Annotated in this window: 16 protein-coding genes; 7 read left to right on the forward strand and 9 right to left on the reverse strand. The window is 76.9% G+C overall.

Features of this window, described 5'->3' with window-relative positions; all coding sequences use genetic code 11:
- The first annotated feature begins 26 nt into the window (after positions 1-26).
- On the forward strand, positions 27-1,253 hold the full coding sequence (locus P9841_RS02860) for a cysteine desulfurase family protein (RefSeq protein ID WP_349306921.1): 1,227 nt from the start codon (positions 27-29) through the stop codon (positions 1,251-1,253).
- A 100-nt stretch (positions 1,254-1,353) separates the two neighbouring features.
- Here the strand turns inward: P9841_RS02860 and erpA are convergent, their stop codons facing one another.
- Both erpA and P9841_RS02870 read right to left on the reverse strand, forming a co-directional pair.
- Positions 1,354-1,704 (reverse strand): iron-sulfur cluster insertion protein ErpA, encoded by a 351-nt coding sequence (gene erpA / locus P9841_RS02865; RefSeq protein ID WP_146840169.1) that lies wholly within the window; start codon positions 1,702-1,704, stop codon positions 1,354-1,356.
- A gap of 169 nt (positions 1,705-1,873) precedes the next feature.
- A complete protein-coding gene (locus tag P9841_RS02870) occupies positions 1,874-3,148 on the reverse strand; it encodes a glycerate kinase (RefSeq protein ID WP_283320606.1) in 1,275 nt (424 codons plus the stop codon).
- Positions 3,149-3,295: 147 nt separating this feature from the next.
- On the opposite strand from P9841_RS02870, the gene nadA reads away from it, so the two are divergent.
- Together nadA and P9841_RS02880 are read left to right on the forward strand one after the other, a co-directional pair.
- Positions 3,296-4,510, forward strand: coding sequence for a quinolinate synthase NadA (gene nadA, locus P9841_RS02875; protein ID WP_283320607.1), 1,215 nt, complete (start codon positions 3,296-3,298; stop codon positions 4,508-4,510).
- 126 nt (positions 4,511-4,636) lie between these two features.
- On the forward strand, positions 4,637-5,236 hold the full coding sequence (locus P9841_RS02880; RefSeq protein ID WP_283320608.1) for a DJ-1/PfpI family protein: 600 nt from the start codon (positions 4,637-4,639) through the stop codon (positions 5,234-5,236).
- 231 nt (positions 5,237-5,467) lie between these two features.
- Here P9841_RS02880 and P9841_RS02885 read toward each other — a convergent pair whose 3' ends face one another.
- Entirely contained in the window at positions 5,468-6,850 is a 1,383-nt protein-coding gene (locus P9841_RS02885; protein WP_283320609.1) for a dipeptidase, read from the reverse strand.
- A gap of 32 nt (positions 6,851-6,882) precedes the next feature.
- Here P9841_RS02885 and P9841_RS02890 point away from each other — a divergent pair, with 32 nt between their 5' ends.
- Together P9841_RS02890 and P9841_RS02895 are read left to right on the forward strand one after the other, a co-directional pair.
- Positions 6,883-7,497, forward strand: a complete 615-nt coding sequence (locus P9841_RS02890) for a DUF3043 domain-containing protein (protein WP_283320610.1) — start codon at positions 6,883-6,885, stop codon at positions 7,495-7,497.
- 31 nt (positions 7,498-7,528) lie between these two features.
- Positions 7,529-8,536 carry an aldo/keto reductase family protein gene (locus P9841_RS02895; protein WP_283320611.1) on the forward strand — a complete coding sequence of 336 codons (1,008 nt, stop codon included), beginning with the start codon at positions 7,529-7,531 and terminating at the stop codon, positions 8,534-8,536.
- A gap of 87 nt (positions 8,537-8,623) precedes the next feature.
- On the opposite strand, the gene yczE is transcribed toward P9841_RS02895, so the two are convergent.
- On the reverse strand, positions 8,624-9,421 hold the full coding sequence (gene yczE, locus P9841_RS02900) for a membrane protein YczE (RefSeq protein ID WP_349306922.1): 798 nt from the start codon (positions 9,419-9,421) through the stop codon (positions 8,624-8,626).
- A 61-nt stretch (positions 9,422-9,482) separates the two neighbouring features.
- On the opposite strand from yczE, the gene yczR reads away from it, so the two are divergent.
- On the forward strand, positions 9,483-10,943 hold the full coding sequence (yczR, locus tag P9841_RS02905) for a MocR-like transcription factor YczR (protein ID WP_283320612.1): 1,461 nt from the start codon (positions 9,483-9,485) through the stop codon (positions 10,941-10,943).
- 52 nt (positions 10,944-10,995) lie between these two features.
- Here the strand turns inward: yczR and P9841_RS02910 are convergent, their stop codons facing one another.
- Genes P9841_RS02910 through P9841_RS02925 form a run of 4 tightly spaced genes read right to left on the reverse strand, consistent with a single transcriptional unit; the run spans position 10,996 to position 13,154 of the window.
- On the reverse strand, positions 10,996-11,232 hold the full coding sequence (locus P9841_RS02910) for a hypothetical protein (RefSeq protein WP_283320613.1): 237 nt from the start codon (positions 11,230-11,232) through the stop codon (positions 10,996-10,998).
- Positions 11,233-11,237: 5 nt separating this feature from the next.
- Positions 11,238-12,296 (reverse strand): quinone-dependent dihydroorotate dehydrogenase, encoded by a 1,059-nt coding sequence (locus tag P9841_RS02915; RefSeq protein ID WP_283320614.1) that lies wholly within the window; start codon positions 12,294-12,296, stop codon positions 11,238-11,240.
- 10 nt (positions 12,297-12,306) lie between these two features.
- Complete coding sequence (locus P9841_RS02920) at positions 12,307-12,798, reverse strand: hypothetical protein (protein ID WP_283320615.1); 492 nt, start codon at positions 12,796-12,798, stop codon at positions 12,307-12,309.
- Positions 12,795-13,154 carry a hypothetical protein gene (locus tag P9841_RS02925; RefSeq protein WP_283320616.1) on the reverse strand — a complete coding sequence of 120 codons (360 nt, stop codon included), beginning with the start codon at positions 13,152-13,154 and terminating at the stop codon, positions 12,795-12,797. The genes P9841_RS02920 and P9841_RS02925 overlap by 4 nt, the downstream gene beginning before the upstream one ends.
- 39 nt (positions 13,155-13,193) lie before the next feature.
- Here P9841_RS02925 and P9841_RS02930 point away from each other — a divergent pair, with 39 nt between their 5' ends.
- Positions 13,194-14,693 carry a leucyl aminopeptidase gene (locus P9841_RS02930; protein ID WP_283320617.1) on the forward strand — a complete coding sequence of 500 codons (1,500 nt, stop codon included), beginning with the start codon at positions 13,194-13,196 and terminating at the stop codon, positions 14,691-14,693.
- 176 nt (positions 14,694-14,869) lie between these two features.
- Here the strand turns inward: P9841_RS02930 and P9841_RS02935 are convergent, their stop codons facing one another.
- Positions 14,870-15,259 (reverse strand): oxidoreductase, encoded by a 390-nt coding sequence (locus tag P9841_RS02935; RefSeq protein WP_283320618.1) that lies wholly within the window; start codon positions 15,257-15,259, stop codon positions 14,870-14,872.
- Positions 15,260-15,314 lie beyond the last annotated feature (55 nt).

Genomic DNA, 15,314 nt, shown 5'->3' on the forward strand with positions numbered 1-15,314 from the left:
CTGCCAGGGCGGATACCGTGCCGGGAGTGAGCACCGAGCCGTCCCCCGTGCCGACCGTCCCGCCGGGATCCGGGAGCGCCGCGGGCCGTGGGCGCGGCGCGGCACCGCGTCGCGTGGTCCTCGACTCCGCGGGCCGCGCACCGGTGCTGCCCGCGGCCCGGGAGGCGTACCTCGCCGCCCTCGACGAGGGGTGGGCGGACCCGCGACGGCTGCACTCGGAGGGGCGTCGCGCCCGCGCCCTGCTCGACGGTGCCCGCGAGGCCGTCGCGGCGCTCGTGGGCGCGCGGACCGAGGAGGTGGACCTCGCGCCCTCCCACACGGCGGCGCTGCACGGTGCCGTGCGGACCGTCGCCCGCGGCCGCCGGCGCACCGGGGGGACGGTCGTGACCTCCGCCGTCGAGCGGATGGCCGTGCTCGACGCCGCGGACCTGGCCGTCGCGGAGGGGCCGGGCGGGAGCCGCGTGACCGTCCCGGTCGACCGCCTCGGGCGCGTGGACCCGGGCGCGCTCGCCGAGGCCGTCGCCGTGCCCGGCGTCGCGCTGGCCGCGCTGCAGCACGCGAACGGCGAGGTCGGCACGCTCCAGCCGGTCCAGCAGGCGCACGCCGCCGCGCGCGCCGCGGGCGTGCCGCTGCTCGTCGACGCCGGGTCCTCGTGGGGCCACGTGCCGGTGGGCGACGCGTGGGACGTGCTCACGGTGGACCCCGGCGACGTCGGCGCGCCGCCCGGCGTCGCGGTGCTCGTGACGCGCGCCGGGGTGCGTCGCTCCCCCGTCGGCCCGCCCGACGAGGACCGCTGGTTCCCCGGCGGCGTGGCGGTCCCCGCGGCGCTGGCCGCCGCGGTCGCCCTCCAGCACGCCCACGCCCGGGTGCGCGCCGGCGACGACGACCGCGCCGCGCTGGTCGACCGCGTACGGGAGCGGGTCGCCGCCGTGCCGCTCGTCGACGTCGCCGGCCCCGGGGCGCGCGCCGAGCGGCTGCCCCACGTCCTGACGTTCTCCTGCCTGTACGTCGACGGCGAGGCGGTCGTGACCGCCCTGGACCGCGCGGGCTTCGCGGTCGCGTCGGGGTCGGCGTGCACGTCCGCGACGCAGACGCCGAGCCACGTGCTCGCCGCGATGGGCCTGCTCAGCCAGGGCAACGTGCGGCTGTCGCTCCCGCGCGGCGCGACGGCGGCCGACGTCGACCGGTTCTGCGACGTCCTGCCGGGCGTGGTCGCGGGGCTGCGCCGGGACGCAGGCGCGGGCGACCTCTAGGCCACCCGCCCGCCGGTCCCGGACGCGGGCCCGGACCCGGACGCGCAGGAGCCCCGGACCGCGCGGTCCGGGGCTCCCGAGGTGGTGGTGCGACCCGAGGTCAGCTGAACGACCCGCCGCAGGCGCAGCTGCTGCCGGCGTTCGGGTTGTCGATCGTGAAGCCCTGCTTCTCGATCGTGTCCGCGAAGTCGATCGTCGCGCCCTCGAGGTACGGCACGCTCATGCGGTCGACCACGACCTCGACGCCGTCGAAGTCGCGCAGGGCGTCGCCGTCCAGGACGCGCTCGTCGAAGTAGAGCTGGTAGATGAGGCCCGAGCAGCCCCCGGGCTGCACCGCGATGCGCAGGCGCAGGTCGTCGCGCCCCTCCTGCTCGAGCAGGCTGCGCACCTTGTCGGCCGCGACGTCGGTGAGGACGACGCCGTGCGTCGCGGTCTCGGTGGTCTCGCTCATGGTGTCTCCTGACAAGGTCGGCATCGGTCGCCGGCGCGCGCGAGCGAGCGCCGAGAGACGGTCACGACAGCCACAACTGCGCCGCCGCACGATCTGTTCCCCAATGTACGCCCGCGTGCGCGCGACCCGCCGCAGCGCCCGCGCACGGCCGGGCGGGCCCGCGGGGACGTCAGCGCGACCAGGTGCGGGCGATGCGCGGCACCCGGCCCCGCAGCGCCGCGGCCGGGTCGGCCCGCCACCGCGCGGCGTCGTCGGGACGCTCCAGCACGGCGAACCCGCCGGCGAGCCCCGCGGCGCCCCAGTCGCGCCGGCCGGTGCGCAGCTGCGCCGCGACCGCCACCGCCGGCACGCCCAGCGGGAGGGCGGCGCGCGCGACCGCCCCGACCACGCCGTGCTCCAGCGCGGAGGCGTCGAGCACGCCCGACCCGGTCACGACCAGGTCGGCCTCCGCGACCCGCGCGGCGAGGTCCACGGCGTCGGCGACCCACGCGGCGCCCTCGACGAGCCGCGCGCCCAGCAGCCCCAGCACGAACGCCGCTCCCCCTCCGGCCCCGGACCCGGGTACGAGCGCCTCCCGGGACCCCGCCGAGCGTGCCGCACCCGGCGCGGTCCCGGACGCGGCGCCGCGACCCGTCCCGGGACCGGCGAGCAGGTCCACCCGACCGGCCGTCGCGGCCGCGGACGCCGCGGCGTGCGCGAACGCCGCTGCCGCACGCTCGGCGTCCTGCGCGGTCGCGGCGTCCACGCGCCCGGACTCGGCCAGGTCCGCCGAGACACCGCTCAGCCCGGTCAGGGGCAGGTCGTGCGCGTGCAGGGCGACCAGGTCCCTGCCCGCCAGTGCCTCCCGCAGCCGCGGCAGCGCCGCGAGGTCGTCCGCGCGCAGGGCCGCCGCGGCGCCGAGCCCCTCAGCCGCCACGGCCGGAGCCGCTCCGAGCGCCGCGAGCAGACCCGCGCCCGCGTCGTGGGCGACGGTCCGCCGCCCGCCGAGGCCCACGACGACCCGCCCGGCCCCCGTGTCGAGCGCAGCCGCCAGGAGGGTGCCCAGCCCGGCGGAGGTGGTGGCCGTGACGGGCCGCTTCCCCGGGTCGGCGGCCCCGAGCGCCAGGGCCCCGTCGACGTACGCCGTGCGCGCGCCCGACGGCTCCTGCACGACGAGCACCGCGCCCGGCACCACTGCGCCGTGGGCGTCGGTCGTCGTCACGGACAGCAGCTCGCCGCCGCGCGCCGCCCGCACGGCCTCCACCAGGCCGGCGCCGCCGTCGGACAGCGGGAGCGGGACCAGCACGTCCCCGGGGGCACCCTCGCGCCACCCCCGGACGAGCGCGTCCACGGCCTCGGGCGCCGTCAGCGCGGGCCACGGGTCGGAGGCGGGCACACCGCGGGGACGCGCGGGGCCGTCGTCCGGCCGCGCGTCGAACCTGCCGGGGGCGACGAGGACGTGCACGCCGCGATCCTCGCACGCCCGCGGACGGCCGCTCCGCAGGTCCGCGTCGCCGTCCGCCCCGCCCGACCCGCGTCCGATCCGCGCCCCATCCGCGCCGCACCCGGGGCGGGCCACGACGACCCCGCCGGCACCGGCGCCCGCTGTGGGATGATCCTGCGCGTGAGTCTGCTCTCCGCCACGGCCACGTTCACGGAGCCCGCCCCCTCGGCCCTGCTGCTGCTCGGCCAGGGCGCCGACCTGGCGTCCGAACGCGGCGTCGAGTGCGTCGGCGGCCTGCCCGCCGCGTCCGACCCGGACCTCGTCGACCGGGCCCGCGCCGCGCGCGCCGCGCTCGGCGACCGCGCGTTCGTGCTCGGCCACCACTACCAGCGCGACGAGGTCATCGACTTCGCCGACGTCACCGGCGACTCCTTCAAGCTCGCCCGCGAGGCCGCCGCCCGGCCCGAGGCCGAGTACATCCTGTTCTGCGGGGTGCACTTCATGGCCGAGTCCGCCGACATCCTGACCTCCGACAGCCAGCAGGTGGTCCTGCCCGACCTGGCCGCCGGCTGCTCGATGGCGGACATGGCGGCGATCGACCAGGTCGAGGACGCGTGGGACGTGCTCGTGGACGCCGGCGTCGCGCAGGACACGGTCCCCGTCACGTACATGAACTCCACGGCGGCCATCAAGGCGTTCACCGGCCGGCACGGCGGCACGGTCTGCACGTCCTCCAACGCGCACGTCGCGCTGCGGTGGGCGTTCGACCAGGTGGGAGGCCTCGACGGCACCGGCAAGGTGCTGTTCATGCCGGACCAGCACCTCGGCCGCAACACCGCCGTGCTCCAGCTCGGCATCCCGCTCGACCAGTGCGTCGTCTTCGACCCGCGCAAGCCCGGAGGCGGCCTGACCGCGCAGGAGCTCCGCGACGCCCGGATGATCCTGTGGCGCGGCCACTGCTCGGTGCACGGCCGGTTCAGCGCCCAGAACCTGCTGGACGTGCGGGCGGCCGTGCCGGACGTCACCGTGCTGGTCCACCCGGAGTGCCGGCACGAGGTCGTGACCGGCGCGGACATGGTGGGGTCCACCGAGTACATCATCAAGGCGCTCGACGCCGCGCCGGCCGGCTCCTCCTGGGCGATCGGGACCGAGCTGAACCTCGTCCGCCGCCTCGCCGCCGCGCACCCCGACAAGCAGATCTCGTACCTGGACTCGACGGTCTGCTTCTGCTCGACCATGAACCGCATCGACCTCCCGCACCTCGTCTGGGCCATGGAGTCGCTCCTGGACGGGCGGGTGGTCAACCGCATCGTGGTGGACGCCGACGACGCCCACTGGGCGCGCGTCGCGCTCGACCAGATGCTCGCGCTGCCGGGGTACTGACCGGCCGGCGCCGACACGGCAGGGCCCGGGTCCGGGACCGGCGCCGCCGGCACCCGGTCCGGGCAGGCTCGGACGGCCGGGCACCCGAGGGCCACGGCCCGGGGCGTCACGGCGGGAGGAGGGCACGTGGGGACGGGTCACCCGCTGCGGGTCGGGATCGTCGTGTTCGACGACGCCGAGGAGCTCGACGTCGTCGGGCCTTTCGACGTGCTGACGTCGTGGGCCGCGCACTCCGCGCTGCGCCCCGAGGTCGTGACGTTCTCCGCCGACGGGGCGGGGGTGCGCTGCGCGAAGGGTCTGCGCCTGCTGCCCGACACCTCGCGCGAGGAGGCCGGCCCGCTGCACGTGCTCGTGCACCCCGGAGGCCAGGGCACCCGGCGGCTCGTCCACGACCCGGAGCACCTGGCGTGGGTGCGCCGCGCGCGCCGGGAGACGGCACTCATGACGTCGGTCTGCACCGGGGCCCTCGTCTACGCGGCCGCCGGCCTGCTCGCCGGCCGCCCCGCCGCGACGCACTGGGCCGCCGTCGACGAGCTCGCGCGGATCGACCCGAGCGTCCTGGTCGACACCGAGGCGCGCTACGTGGACGACGGCGACGTGGTCACGTCCGCGGGCGTCTCGGCCGGCATCGACATGGCGCTGCACCTCGTCGCGCGCCTGGAGTCCCGCGACGCCGCCCGAGCGGTGCGCCGCGGCATCCAGTACGACCCGCAGCCGCCCGTCTGACCGCGCCCCCGCCGCGACGCACCCGCCCGCGCGCCCGCACCGGCCCGCGCTCCCGCACCGGCCCCTCGGAGGCTCCGAACGTGCTCGGAGGTCGACGCGCGTCATCGGAGGGCTCTACGGGTACCTCCGATGCCCCGTCGGAGCCTCCGAGGGGGACGGAGTGCGGCGCGCGTGCGGTGCGTACGCACCTGGCGTGCGCGTGCGCTGCACGTGGGGTGCGTGCGCGGTGCGTCAGAGGGCGAGTCGGGCCAGGAGCAGGGCCTCCGCCAGGACGACCTTCTCGAGCTCCGCCAGGTGCACCGACTCGTTCGCGCCGTGCGCGCGCGAGTCCGGGTCCTCGACGCCGGTCACGAGGATCGCGGCGTCCGGGTACACCTCGAGGAGGTCCGCGATGAAGGGGATCGACCCGCCGATGCCGATGTCGACCGGCTCGGTGCCCCAGGCGTCCGCGAACGCCCGGCGGGCGGCCCGCATCGCCGGGGAGTCCGCCGGCGCCTGGAACGGCTTGCCGAGCTCGCCGTCGCGCACCGTGACGCGGGCACCGAACGGCGCGTTCCCCTCCAGGTGCGCCCGCAGGGCGGCCAGCGCCGCCGCGGGGTCCTGCCCGGGGGCGATGCGCATCGAGAGCTTCGCGGTCGCCTTCGGGGCGATCGTGTTCGACGCGGTGGCGACCCGCGGGGCGTCCAGCCCGATCACGGCGATCGTCGGCCGGGTCCACAGCCGGGCCGTCAGCGGCCCGGTGCCGGCGAGACGGACGCCGTCGAGCACCGAGGCGTCGGCCCGGAACGCCGACTCGTCGTAGTCGACCGCGGGATCGGCGGCCGCGACGAGGCCCGGGACCGCCACGTCGCCCGCGTCGTCGTGCAGGGTCGCGATCAGCCGGGACAGCAGCGTCACCGCGTCGAGCACGGGGCCGCCGAACATGCCGGAGTGCACCGCGTGGTCCAGGACGGCGACCTCGACCTCGAGGTCGACGAGCCCGCGCAGCGACGTCGTGAGGCCGGGCACGCCGACCTTCCAGTTGGACGAGTCGGCCACCACGATGACGTCGGCGGCCAGCAGGTCCCGGTGCGTGTGCAGGAACCGGGTGAAGGACGGCGACCCGACCTCCTCCTCCCCCTCGACGAAGACCGTCACGCCGACGCCGAGCTCGTCGCCGAGCACGCGCAGGGCACCGAGGTGCGCGACGACGCCGGCCTTGTCGTCCGCCGCGCCGCGCCCGTACAGGCGCCCGTCGCGCTCGGTCGGCTCGAACGGGTCGGTGTCCCAGTCCTCGCGCGCGCCGGGCGGCTGCACGTCGTGGTGCGCGTAGAGCAGCACGGTCGGCGCACCGGCCGGGGCGGGGCGCCGGGCGACGACCGCGGGAGCACCGGGCGTGCCGTCGGGCCGGTCGACCGCCAGGACCTGCACCTCCGGCATCCCCGCCTCGCGCAGCAGCCGGGCCACGTGCTCGGCGCTGGCGGCGACGTGGGCCTGGTCGAAGTCCGCGTTGGAGACGCTCGGGACGCGGACCAGCGCCTCGAGGTCCGCGCGGACGCCGGCGAAGGCCTCCTCGACGCGGGCGCGCAGCGCGGGGACGGACGGGGACGCGGAGGGCGAGGTCGGCTCTGTCACGGACCCTCACGCTACTCGACTACCCTGGAGGGGTGTTCGGACGCAGCAAGGACGGCAGCACCGGCGGGACCACCCAGGCGCCCCTGACCGAGGAGACCCCCGGCACCGCCGAGGCCCCCGGGTCGGGCAAGGGCCGTCCCACCCCGAAGCGGAAGGTCGCCGAGGCCGCCAACCGCCGCCCGCTGGTGCCTACGGACCGCAAGGCCGCCTCCAAGGAGGCCCGGGCCGCGCAGCGTGCCGAGCGGGACCGGCAGTACGCCGCCATGCAGACCGGCGACGAGCGCTACCTCCCCGCGAAGGACAAGGGCCCGGTCCGCCGGTACATCCGCGACTACGTCGACGCGCGCTGGAGCCTCGGCGAGCTGTTCCTGCCGGTCGCCATCGTCATGCTGCTCGCCAACATGCTCCTGACGACGTGGAACCCGAACATCGCGTTCCTCGGTCTCGTCGTGCTGTACCTGTTCATCATCGCGATGGTCGTCGACGTGGCGATCATGTGGCGCCGGCTGCGCAAGCGGCTCGTCGCGAAGTTCGGGCCCGACACCATCCAGCGCGGGATGATGATGTACAGCGTCACGCGCGTGTTCCAGATCCGCCGCGCCCGGCTGCCGAAGCCGCAGGTCAAGCACGGTGAGTACCCGCGGTAGCGCACGGCTCCCGTCGGCCTAGGGTGGGGGCATGGAATTCCGCCACCTGGGCCGCTCCGGCCTCAAGATCTCCGAGATCACCTACGGCAACTGGCTCACGCACGGCTCGCAGGTCGAGAACGACGCCGCGACCGCCTGCGTCCGCGCCGCGCTCGACAACGGCATCACCTCGTTCGACACCGCGGACGTGTACGCGAACACCGTCGCGGAGGAGGTGCTCGGCGAGGCCCTGAAGGGCGAGCGTCGGCAGTCCCTCGAGATCTTCACGAAGGTCTACTGGCCGACCGGCCCGAAGGGCCCGAACGACTCCGGCCTGTCCCGCAAGCACATCATGGAGTCGATCGACGGCTCGCTGACCCGCCTGCGGACCGACTACGTCGACCTGTACCAGGCGCACCGCTACGACCACGAGACGCCGCTCGAGGAGACGATGCAGGCGTTCGCGGACGTCGTGCGCGCCGGCAAGGCGCTGTACATCGGCGTGAGCGAGTGGACCGCCGACCAGATCCGCGCCGGTCAGGCCCTCGCCCAGGGCCTCGGCTTCCGCCTGGTGTCGAACCAGCCGCAGTACTCCGCGCTGTGGCGCGTCATCGAGGGCGAGGTCGTCCCCGCCTCCGAGGAGCTCGGGCTGTCGCAGATCGTCTGGTCGCCCGTCGCGCAGGGCGTGCTCACGGGCAAGTACCTGCCCGGCCAGCCGCTGCCCGCCGGCTCGCGCGCCACGGACGAGAAGGGCGGCGCGCGCATGGTGAAGTCGTTCCTCGACCGGCCGAACGTGCTCGAGCGCGTGCAGCAGCTGCGCCCCGTGGCCGACGAGCTCGGGCTGTCGCTCGCGCAGCTCGCGGTCGCCTGGGTGCTGCAGAACCGGAACGTGGCGGCCGCCATCATCGGCGCGTCCCGGCCCGAGCAGGTCGTCGAGAACGTCAAGGCCGCGGGCGTGACGATCCCCGCCGAGCTCATGACGCGGATCGACGACATCCTCGGCGACGCCGTGATCTCGGACCCGGCGGAGACGGCGAAGTCCTCCCCCGCCTCGCGCTGAGCGCACGTGCGGGCCTCGCGCTGAGCGCACGTGCCGGAGGGCCGGGCTCCCCTCGGGGGTCCGGCCCTCCGGCGTGCCAGGGGTCGGTCAGCGCCCCTCGCCCGGCTCGACGTCCGCCGGGACGTCGGCCGTCGCCGGTCCCTCCGGTGCTGCCACGGCCGGCACCGTGAGGCGGGGCAGCAGCCAGTGGATGAGCGGCCCGATGCCGAGGGCGTACGCGAGCGTCGCCAGCCCGACCGTGCCGCCGAGCAGCCAGCCGACGGCGACCACGGTCACCTCGATCGCGATCCGCACGGGTCCGACGGGCCAGCCGGTCCGGGCGACGACGCCGGTCATGAGCCCGTCGCGCGGACCCGGGCCCAGGCGCGCACCGATGTACAGGGCGCTGGCCAGCCCGTTCAGCCCGATGCCCGCGACCACGAGCGCCACCCGCGCCGGCAGCGGCAGCGGGTCCGGCAGCCGGTCCAGCAGCGCGAGCGCCGGGTCGATCAGCACGCCGATCACCACGACGTTCGCCACGGTGCCGATCCCGGGGCGCTGACGCAGCGGCCACCAGCACAGCAGGACCACCACGCTGTACGCGATCGTCACCGTGCCGAGCGACCAGCCGATCTGGCGGGACGTGCCCTGGCTGAGCACGTCCCAGGGCATGTTCCCGAGCCCGGAGTGCACGAGCAGGGCGATCGACGCGGCGTACAGGACGAGGCCGCCGAGCAGCTGCGCGGCCCGGCGGGTGGCGGTGCCGGTGGCGCGGTCCTCGGAGGCTCCGACGGGGCGGCCGGGGCGGCCGGGGCGGCCGGGGCGGCCGGGGCGGCCGGGGTGCGGCGCGGCGGGACCCGGATCGGGCGAGGCGACGGGGGCAGGGGCGTCGGGAGAGGCGGTCACCACGTCATCCTGCGCCCCGACCGGACTTCCCTGCGATAGCCACTTGCGCCACAGTGGCCTCATGTCCTCGCTCCTCGTCTCCGACCGTCGCATCGCGGGCCCTGCACTGGCCACGCTGCTGGGCCACTGGCGTCGTCCCGGCCCCGCCTACGCGGCGCTGGCGGACTCCCTGCGCCGGGCGGTGCTCGCCGGGGACCTGCCGCTCGCGACCCGCGTGCCGGGCGAGCGGGAGCTCGCGGCGGCCCTGGGCGTGTCGCGCACGACAACGACGGGAGCGTACGGGGTGCTGCGGGACGAGGGGTACCTGGCCAGCCGCCAGGGCTCCGGGACGGTCACCGCGCTCCCCCGGCCCCGCGCCGCCGGGCCGGGACGAGGCCGTCCCCGGCCGCTCGAGGACGCCACGCTCGTCGACCTCACCGTCGCCGCGTGCGGCGCCCCGCCGGAGCTCCCCGAGGCCGCGCGGCGCGCCGTCGAGGAGCTCCCGCGGTACTCCGGGCACGGCTACGCGCCGCTGGGGCTCGACGTGCTCCGCGAGGCGATCGCCGACCGCTACACCGAGCGCGGGACGCCGACCACGCCGGACCAGGTGCTCGTCACCACCGGTGCGCAGCACGCCATCGCGCTGCTGCTCGCCACGCACGCCGGCCCCGGGGACCGCGTCGTCGTCGAGCAGCCGACCTACCCGCACGCCGTGGACGCTGTCCGCGCCGTCGGCGCACGGCCCGTTCCCGTGCCGACCGGGCGCGGCGGCACCGACGTGGACCTCCTCGAGTCGACGGTCCGGCAGGTCGCGCCCCGCCTGGTCTACCTCGTGCCGGACCACCAGAACCCGACCGGAGCCACGCTCGACGAGGAGGCCCGCGCCCGCGTGCGCGACCTCGCCCGGCGCACCGGCACCGTCATGGCCGGGGACGAGGCGCTCACGGACCTCACCCTCGACGGGCCGCCCCCCGCCCCGTGGTCGGGCGACGGGCGCTCCACGCGGGTGCTCGCGATCGGCTCCCTGTCCAAGAGCCACTGGGGCGGCCTGCGGGTCGGGTGGCTGCGCGGCCCGGCCGACCTGGTCACCCGGCTCGCCCTCGCGCGGCGCACCGCGGACCTCGGCACCGCGGTGCTGGACCAGCTCGTCGCCGCCGAGCTGCTGCGCCTCGGGGAGGACCCGCTGCGGCGCCGTCGCGACCAGCTCCGGGCGGGACGGGACCTGCTGACCTCGCTGCTCGCGGAGCACCTGCCGTCGTGGCGGTACGCGGTGCCGCGAGGCGGGCAGTCGCTGTGGGTCGACCTCGGGTCACCGGTGTCGTCGGCGCTCAGCGCGCTCGCGCTCGCGCACGGCGTGCGGGTGGCGCCCGGGCCCGCCTTCGCGGTCGACGGCACGCTCGAGGACCGGCTGCGCGTGCCGTTCACGGCGCCCCCGGACGCTCTCGTGCGGGCGGTCGACGGCCTCGCGCTCGCCTGGGCGTCGCTCGGGCGCGACGGCCGCGCCCGCGCGGGCGGCGGGGCGGCGCTGCCGGCGCCGGTCTGACTACGGCCCGGGCGCGGCGGACGCCGACCCCGGGCGGCGCTCACCGCACGCGTCAGTCCGGCCGGCGCCAGGTCACCTGGTCGGGCACCGCCGTGAGGTCGTGCACGGGCGGCACCGCCGTGCCGTCGTTCCGCAGGCCCGCCCGGTGCACGCCCTGGTCGCGCAGCGCGCGCCACTGCAGCCCGAGCCACTCCTCGGCGTCCGACCGCGTGGCGAACACCGGCGACAGCGGGCGGTCGAGCAGCTCGCCCCGGGCCCCGGTGAGCTCCCAGACCCACTGGGGTCGCACGGCGGTCACGCCGGCCGCCGGGCGGTGCGGGCGGCGGCGACGTCGCCGGCCAGCGCCCTGCCGATGCGCGACGCCCAGAACGGCCCCTGGTAGATGAAGCCGGTGTAGCCCTGCACGAGGTCCGCACCGGCTGCCAGGTAGGCCCGGGCGTCCGCGGCGGTGCTGATGCCGCCCACGCCCACCACGACCGGGCCGGTGCCCAGCCGGTGCCGCAGGCGGGCGACGACCACCAGGCCGCGATCCAGGAGGGGCGGACCCGAGACGCCGCCCTCACCCAGGTCGTGGGCGATCGTGGTGTTGACCGCCACCACCCCGTCGAGCCCCAGCTCCGCGACGAGGTCGGCGACCGCGTCCACGTCGGCGTCGGCGAGATCCGGGGCGATCTTGACGAGCAGCGGCACCCGGGGGCGCTGCGCCGCGGCGGCGGCCTCGTCGGCGGCCTCCCGCGTCGCCTGGAGGATCGGGCGCAGCGCGTCGACGGACTGCAGGTCCCGCAGCCCCGGCGTGTTCGGCGACGACACGTTGACGACCAGGTAGTCCGCCCAGGGCGCGAGGTACCGGGCGCTCGTCGCGTAGTCGCGCGGCGCGTCCTCGGCGGGCGTCACCTTCGTCTTGCCGATGTTGACGCCCACCACGAGCGCGCGGCCCGACGCGGTGGACCGCAGCCGGCGCAGCCGCTCCGCCACCGCCACGGCGCCCTCGTTGTTGAACCCCATCCGGTTGCGCAGGGCGCGCTGGTCGACGATCCGCCAGAGCCGCGGGCGCTCGTTGCCCGGCTGGGCCTGCGCCGTGACGGTGCCGACCTCGACGAACCCGAAGCCGAGCATCGTCAGGCCGGGGACGCCGACGGCGTTCTTGTCGAAGCCCGCCGCCAGGCCGAACGGCGACGGGAACGTGCGCCCGAGCACCCGCACGGCGCCGGACGACGGGGGCGTCAGCGCCGCCCGCAGCACGTCGCGCAGCACCGGGACCCGCGACGCGAGCCGGATCCAGGTGAACGCGAGGTGGTGCGCACGCTCCGGGTCGGTGCGGGAGAAGACCAGGCGGAAGAGGAGGCCGTACACGCCGCCCAACCTACTGGTCCGACGCCCGGCCGGGCCGGGACCCGCGTCCGTCCTGCGCCGCGTCGGCCGAGGTCGCGGCCGGTGCGGCCGCCCGTCCGCGGGTGCGCCACAGCCACGCCAGGCCGAGGAACGGCAGCACCAGCGGCACGTAGCCGTACCCCTGACCGAAGCCGGACCAGACGGTCTCGTCCGGGAAGTCGCCGGCGTCGAGCACCGAGAGCGTGCCCACGACGAGGACCCCGACGAGCTCGACCGCGACGGCCGCCCACGCCAGGCGGCGGTGGTCCCGGGCCAGCGCGACGGTCGCCACGACGTAGACCACCCCGGCCAGCGCGGACAGCAGGTACGCCAGCGGCGCCTCGTCGAACTTGGCGGCGATCTGGTAGCCGGCGCGTGCCGTGGCGGCGAGGGCGAACACGCCGTAGACCGCGACGAGCACGCGCCCCGGTCCGGTGGCGGTGCTGCGCGGGGCCGGTCCGCGCGCGGCGGCGGTCGCGGTCATGCGGTCCCCCAGGTCTGGTCGAGGCGGAGCTGGAGGAACGCGACGGCCACCGCCGCCACCAGCAGGACGACCGACGACCACCGGGTGCGCTCCGCGAAGGCCCAGAGCGCGGCAGCCGGCAGCAGCACGAGCTGCGTCACCACGTAGCCCCAGAACACCACCGGCTCGGCGGGGTCGGCCCCGGTCGCCTGCCGGACGCCCGCCACGACGGCCTGCACCAGCAGGAGCGCCTCGACGACGGCGGCGCCCCAGAGCTGACGCAGGACGACGGCGCGGTCCCGGATCGCGAACCACCCGGCCCAGCCGGCCAGCACCAGCGCCGCGGCGGCCACGGCGAAGAGGAGGGCGTCGGTCACGGTGCCCCACGCTACCGGGCGCACCGCTAGCATCGACGGGTGCCCCGAGTGACGTTGACCTCCGCGAACCCCGCCCGCCAGACCGCCGACGCCCTCGTCGTCGCCGTCGCCAGCTCCCCGGACGGCCCGCGGGTCGTCGGGGCGGACTGGCTGCCGGTCGAGACCGCGACGCAGGTGCGCGAGCTCGCCGGCGTGCTCGGCATCACGGGCGCCGCGGACGAGGTCCGCAGGCTGCCCGCCACGGGCCCGCTGGCCGCCCGCACCCTCGTGCTGACCGGCCTGGGCGCCGTCGACGGGGCCGTCCCCGACGTCGAGGCGCTGCGCCGCGCCGCCGGTGCCGCCCTGCGCGAGCTCACCGGGGTGCGCACCGTCGCCGTCGCCCTGCCCGCGGAGGACACGGTGCAGGTCGCCGCGGTCGCCGAGGGCGCGCTGCTCGGCGCGTACGCCTACACCCGCTACCGCACGGGCGGCTCCGCCGACGACGCGGCCCCCGCCGCCGAGGTCGTCGTGCTCACCCCGCGCGCCCGGGACAAGTCGGCCGCGAAGGCCGTCGCCCGCGCGGAGGTCCTCGCCGCCGCCGTCCACGGCGTCCGCGACCTGGTCAACGCCGCGCCGAACGACCTGTACCCCGCCGCCTTCGCGGACGCCGCCAAGGCCGCGGTCAAGGACGCCGGTGCCCGCTCGCTCAAGGTGACCGTGCTGGACGAGAAGGCGCTGGCCGCCGGCGGGTACGGCGGCATCCTGGGTGTCGGCCAGGGCTCGGCCCGCCCGCCGCGCCTGGTCAAGGTCGCGTACACGCCGTCCCGGCCGGCCGCGAAGGTCGCGCTCGTCGGCAAGGGCATCACGTTCGACTCGGGCGGCATCTCCATCAAGCCCGCCGCGGGCATGGACGCGATGAAGTCCGACATGGCCGGTGCCGCGGCGGTGCTGCACACGGTGCTGGCGGCGGCCCGGCTCGAGCTGCCGGTCGCCGTGACCGGCTGGCTGTGCCTGGCGGAGAACATGCCCTCGGGCACGGCGCAGCGGCCGTCCGACGTGCTGACCATCCGCGGCGGCAAGACCGTCGAGGTGCTGAACACCGACGCCGAGGGCCGCCTGGTCATGGCGGACGGCCTCGTCGCCGCCGTCGAGGAGAAGCCGGACGTCGTCCTGGACATCGCGACGCTCACCGGCGCGCAGCTCGTCGCCCTCGGCCCGCGCGTGTCCGCCGTCATGGGCGACGACGCCACGCGCACCGAGGTCGTGGACGCCGCGGACGCCGCCGGCGAGGCGTTCTGGCCGATGCCGCTGCCCGCCGACCTGCGCGCCGGCCTGAAGTCCAAGGTCGCGGACATCGCGAACATCGGGGACCGGTTCGGCGGCATGCTCACGGCCGGGATCTTCCTGCAGGAGTTCGTGGGCTCCACCCCGTGGGCGCACCTCGACATCGCGGGGCCGGCGTTCAACGAGAAGGCGCCGTTCGGCTACACGCCGGCCGGCGGCACCGGCGTGGGCCTCCGCACGCTCCTGGCCCTGATCGAGTCCCGCGCGACCCGCTGACGGCCCACCACCCCACCCGGTCTCCCGTCGGAGCCTCCGACGGGAGACCGGAGGTCTCCGCGGAGCCCTCCGATGACGCGCCCTGACCTCCGAGCGCGTTCGGAGCCTCCGAGGGGAAGGGGGTGGCGAGCGGGTGCATGCGGGCGGCGGCGCGGGACGGTGCGCCGGTGGGGCCGTCAGGTGGGGTCGGTGGCGCGGCGGGCCGCGCGCTCCTGCGCCGCTCGCTCGCGCGCGATGCGCTGCCGGCTGTTCCAGTCGCGCATCCGCTGCGGGTAGCCGGTGCGCTGGACGTCGTAGACGGGCAGGCCGAGCGAGCGCGCCAGCTCGTGGGCGGCGCGCGCGTCGGGCACCCGGCGCCGCGTCCACTCGCCGTCGGTGGCGATGAGCATGATCGTCGTCTGGGTGACGTTGGTCTGCGGCTCGACGTACGCCTCGACGCCGACGCGGGTGCGGGTGAACTCGCGCAGGTGCTCGAGGGTCTCCTCGCGGGCGGCGCGGCCGGTGGGCGCGGACTCGGGCGCGGGGCCGGCGGGGCGCGATCGGCGCAGGCGGGAGAACAGACCCATGCGGTGAGGGTAACCGGCGCGCCCGGGGACCCGGTGGGGATTCACCCGGCGGGCC

This window comes from Cellulomonas sp. ES6 (assembly GCF_030053835.1).
Lineage (GTDB): Bacteria > Actinomycetota > Actinomycetes > Actinomycetales > Cellulomonadaceae > Cellulomonas.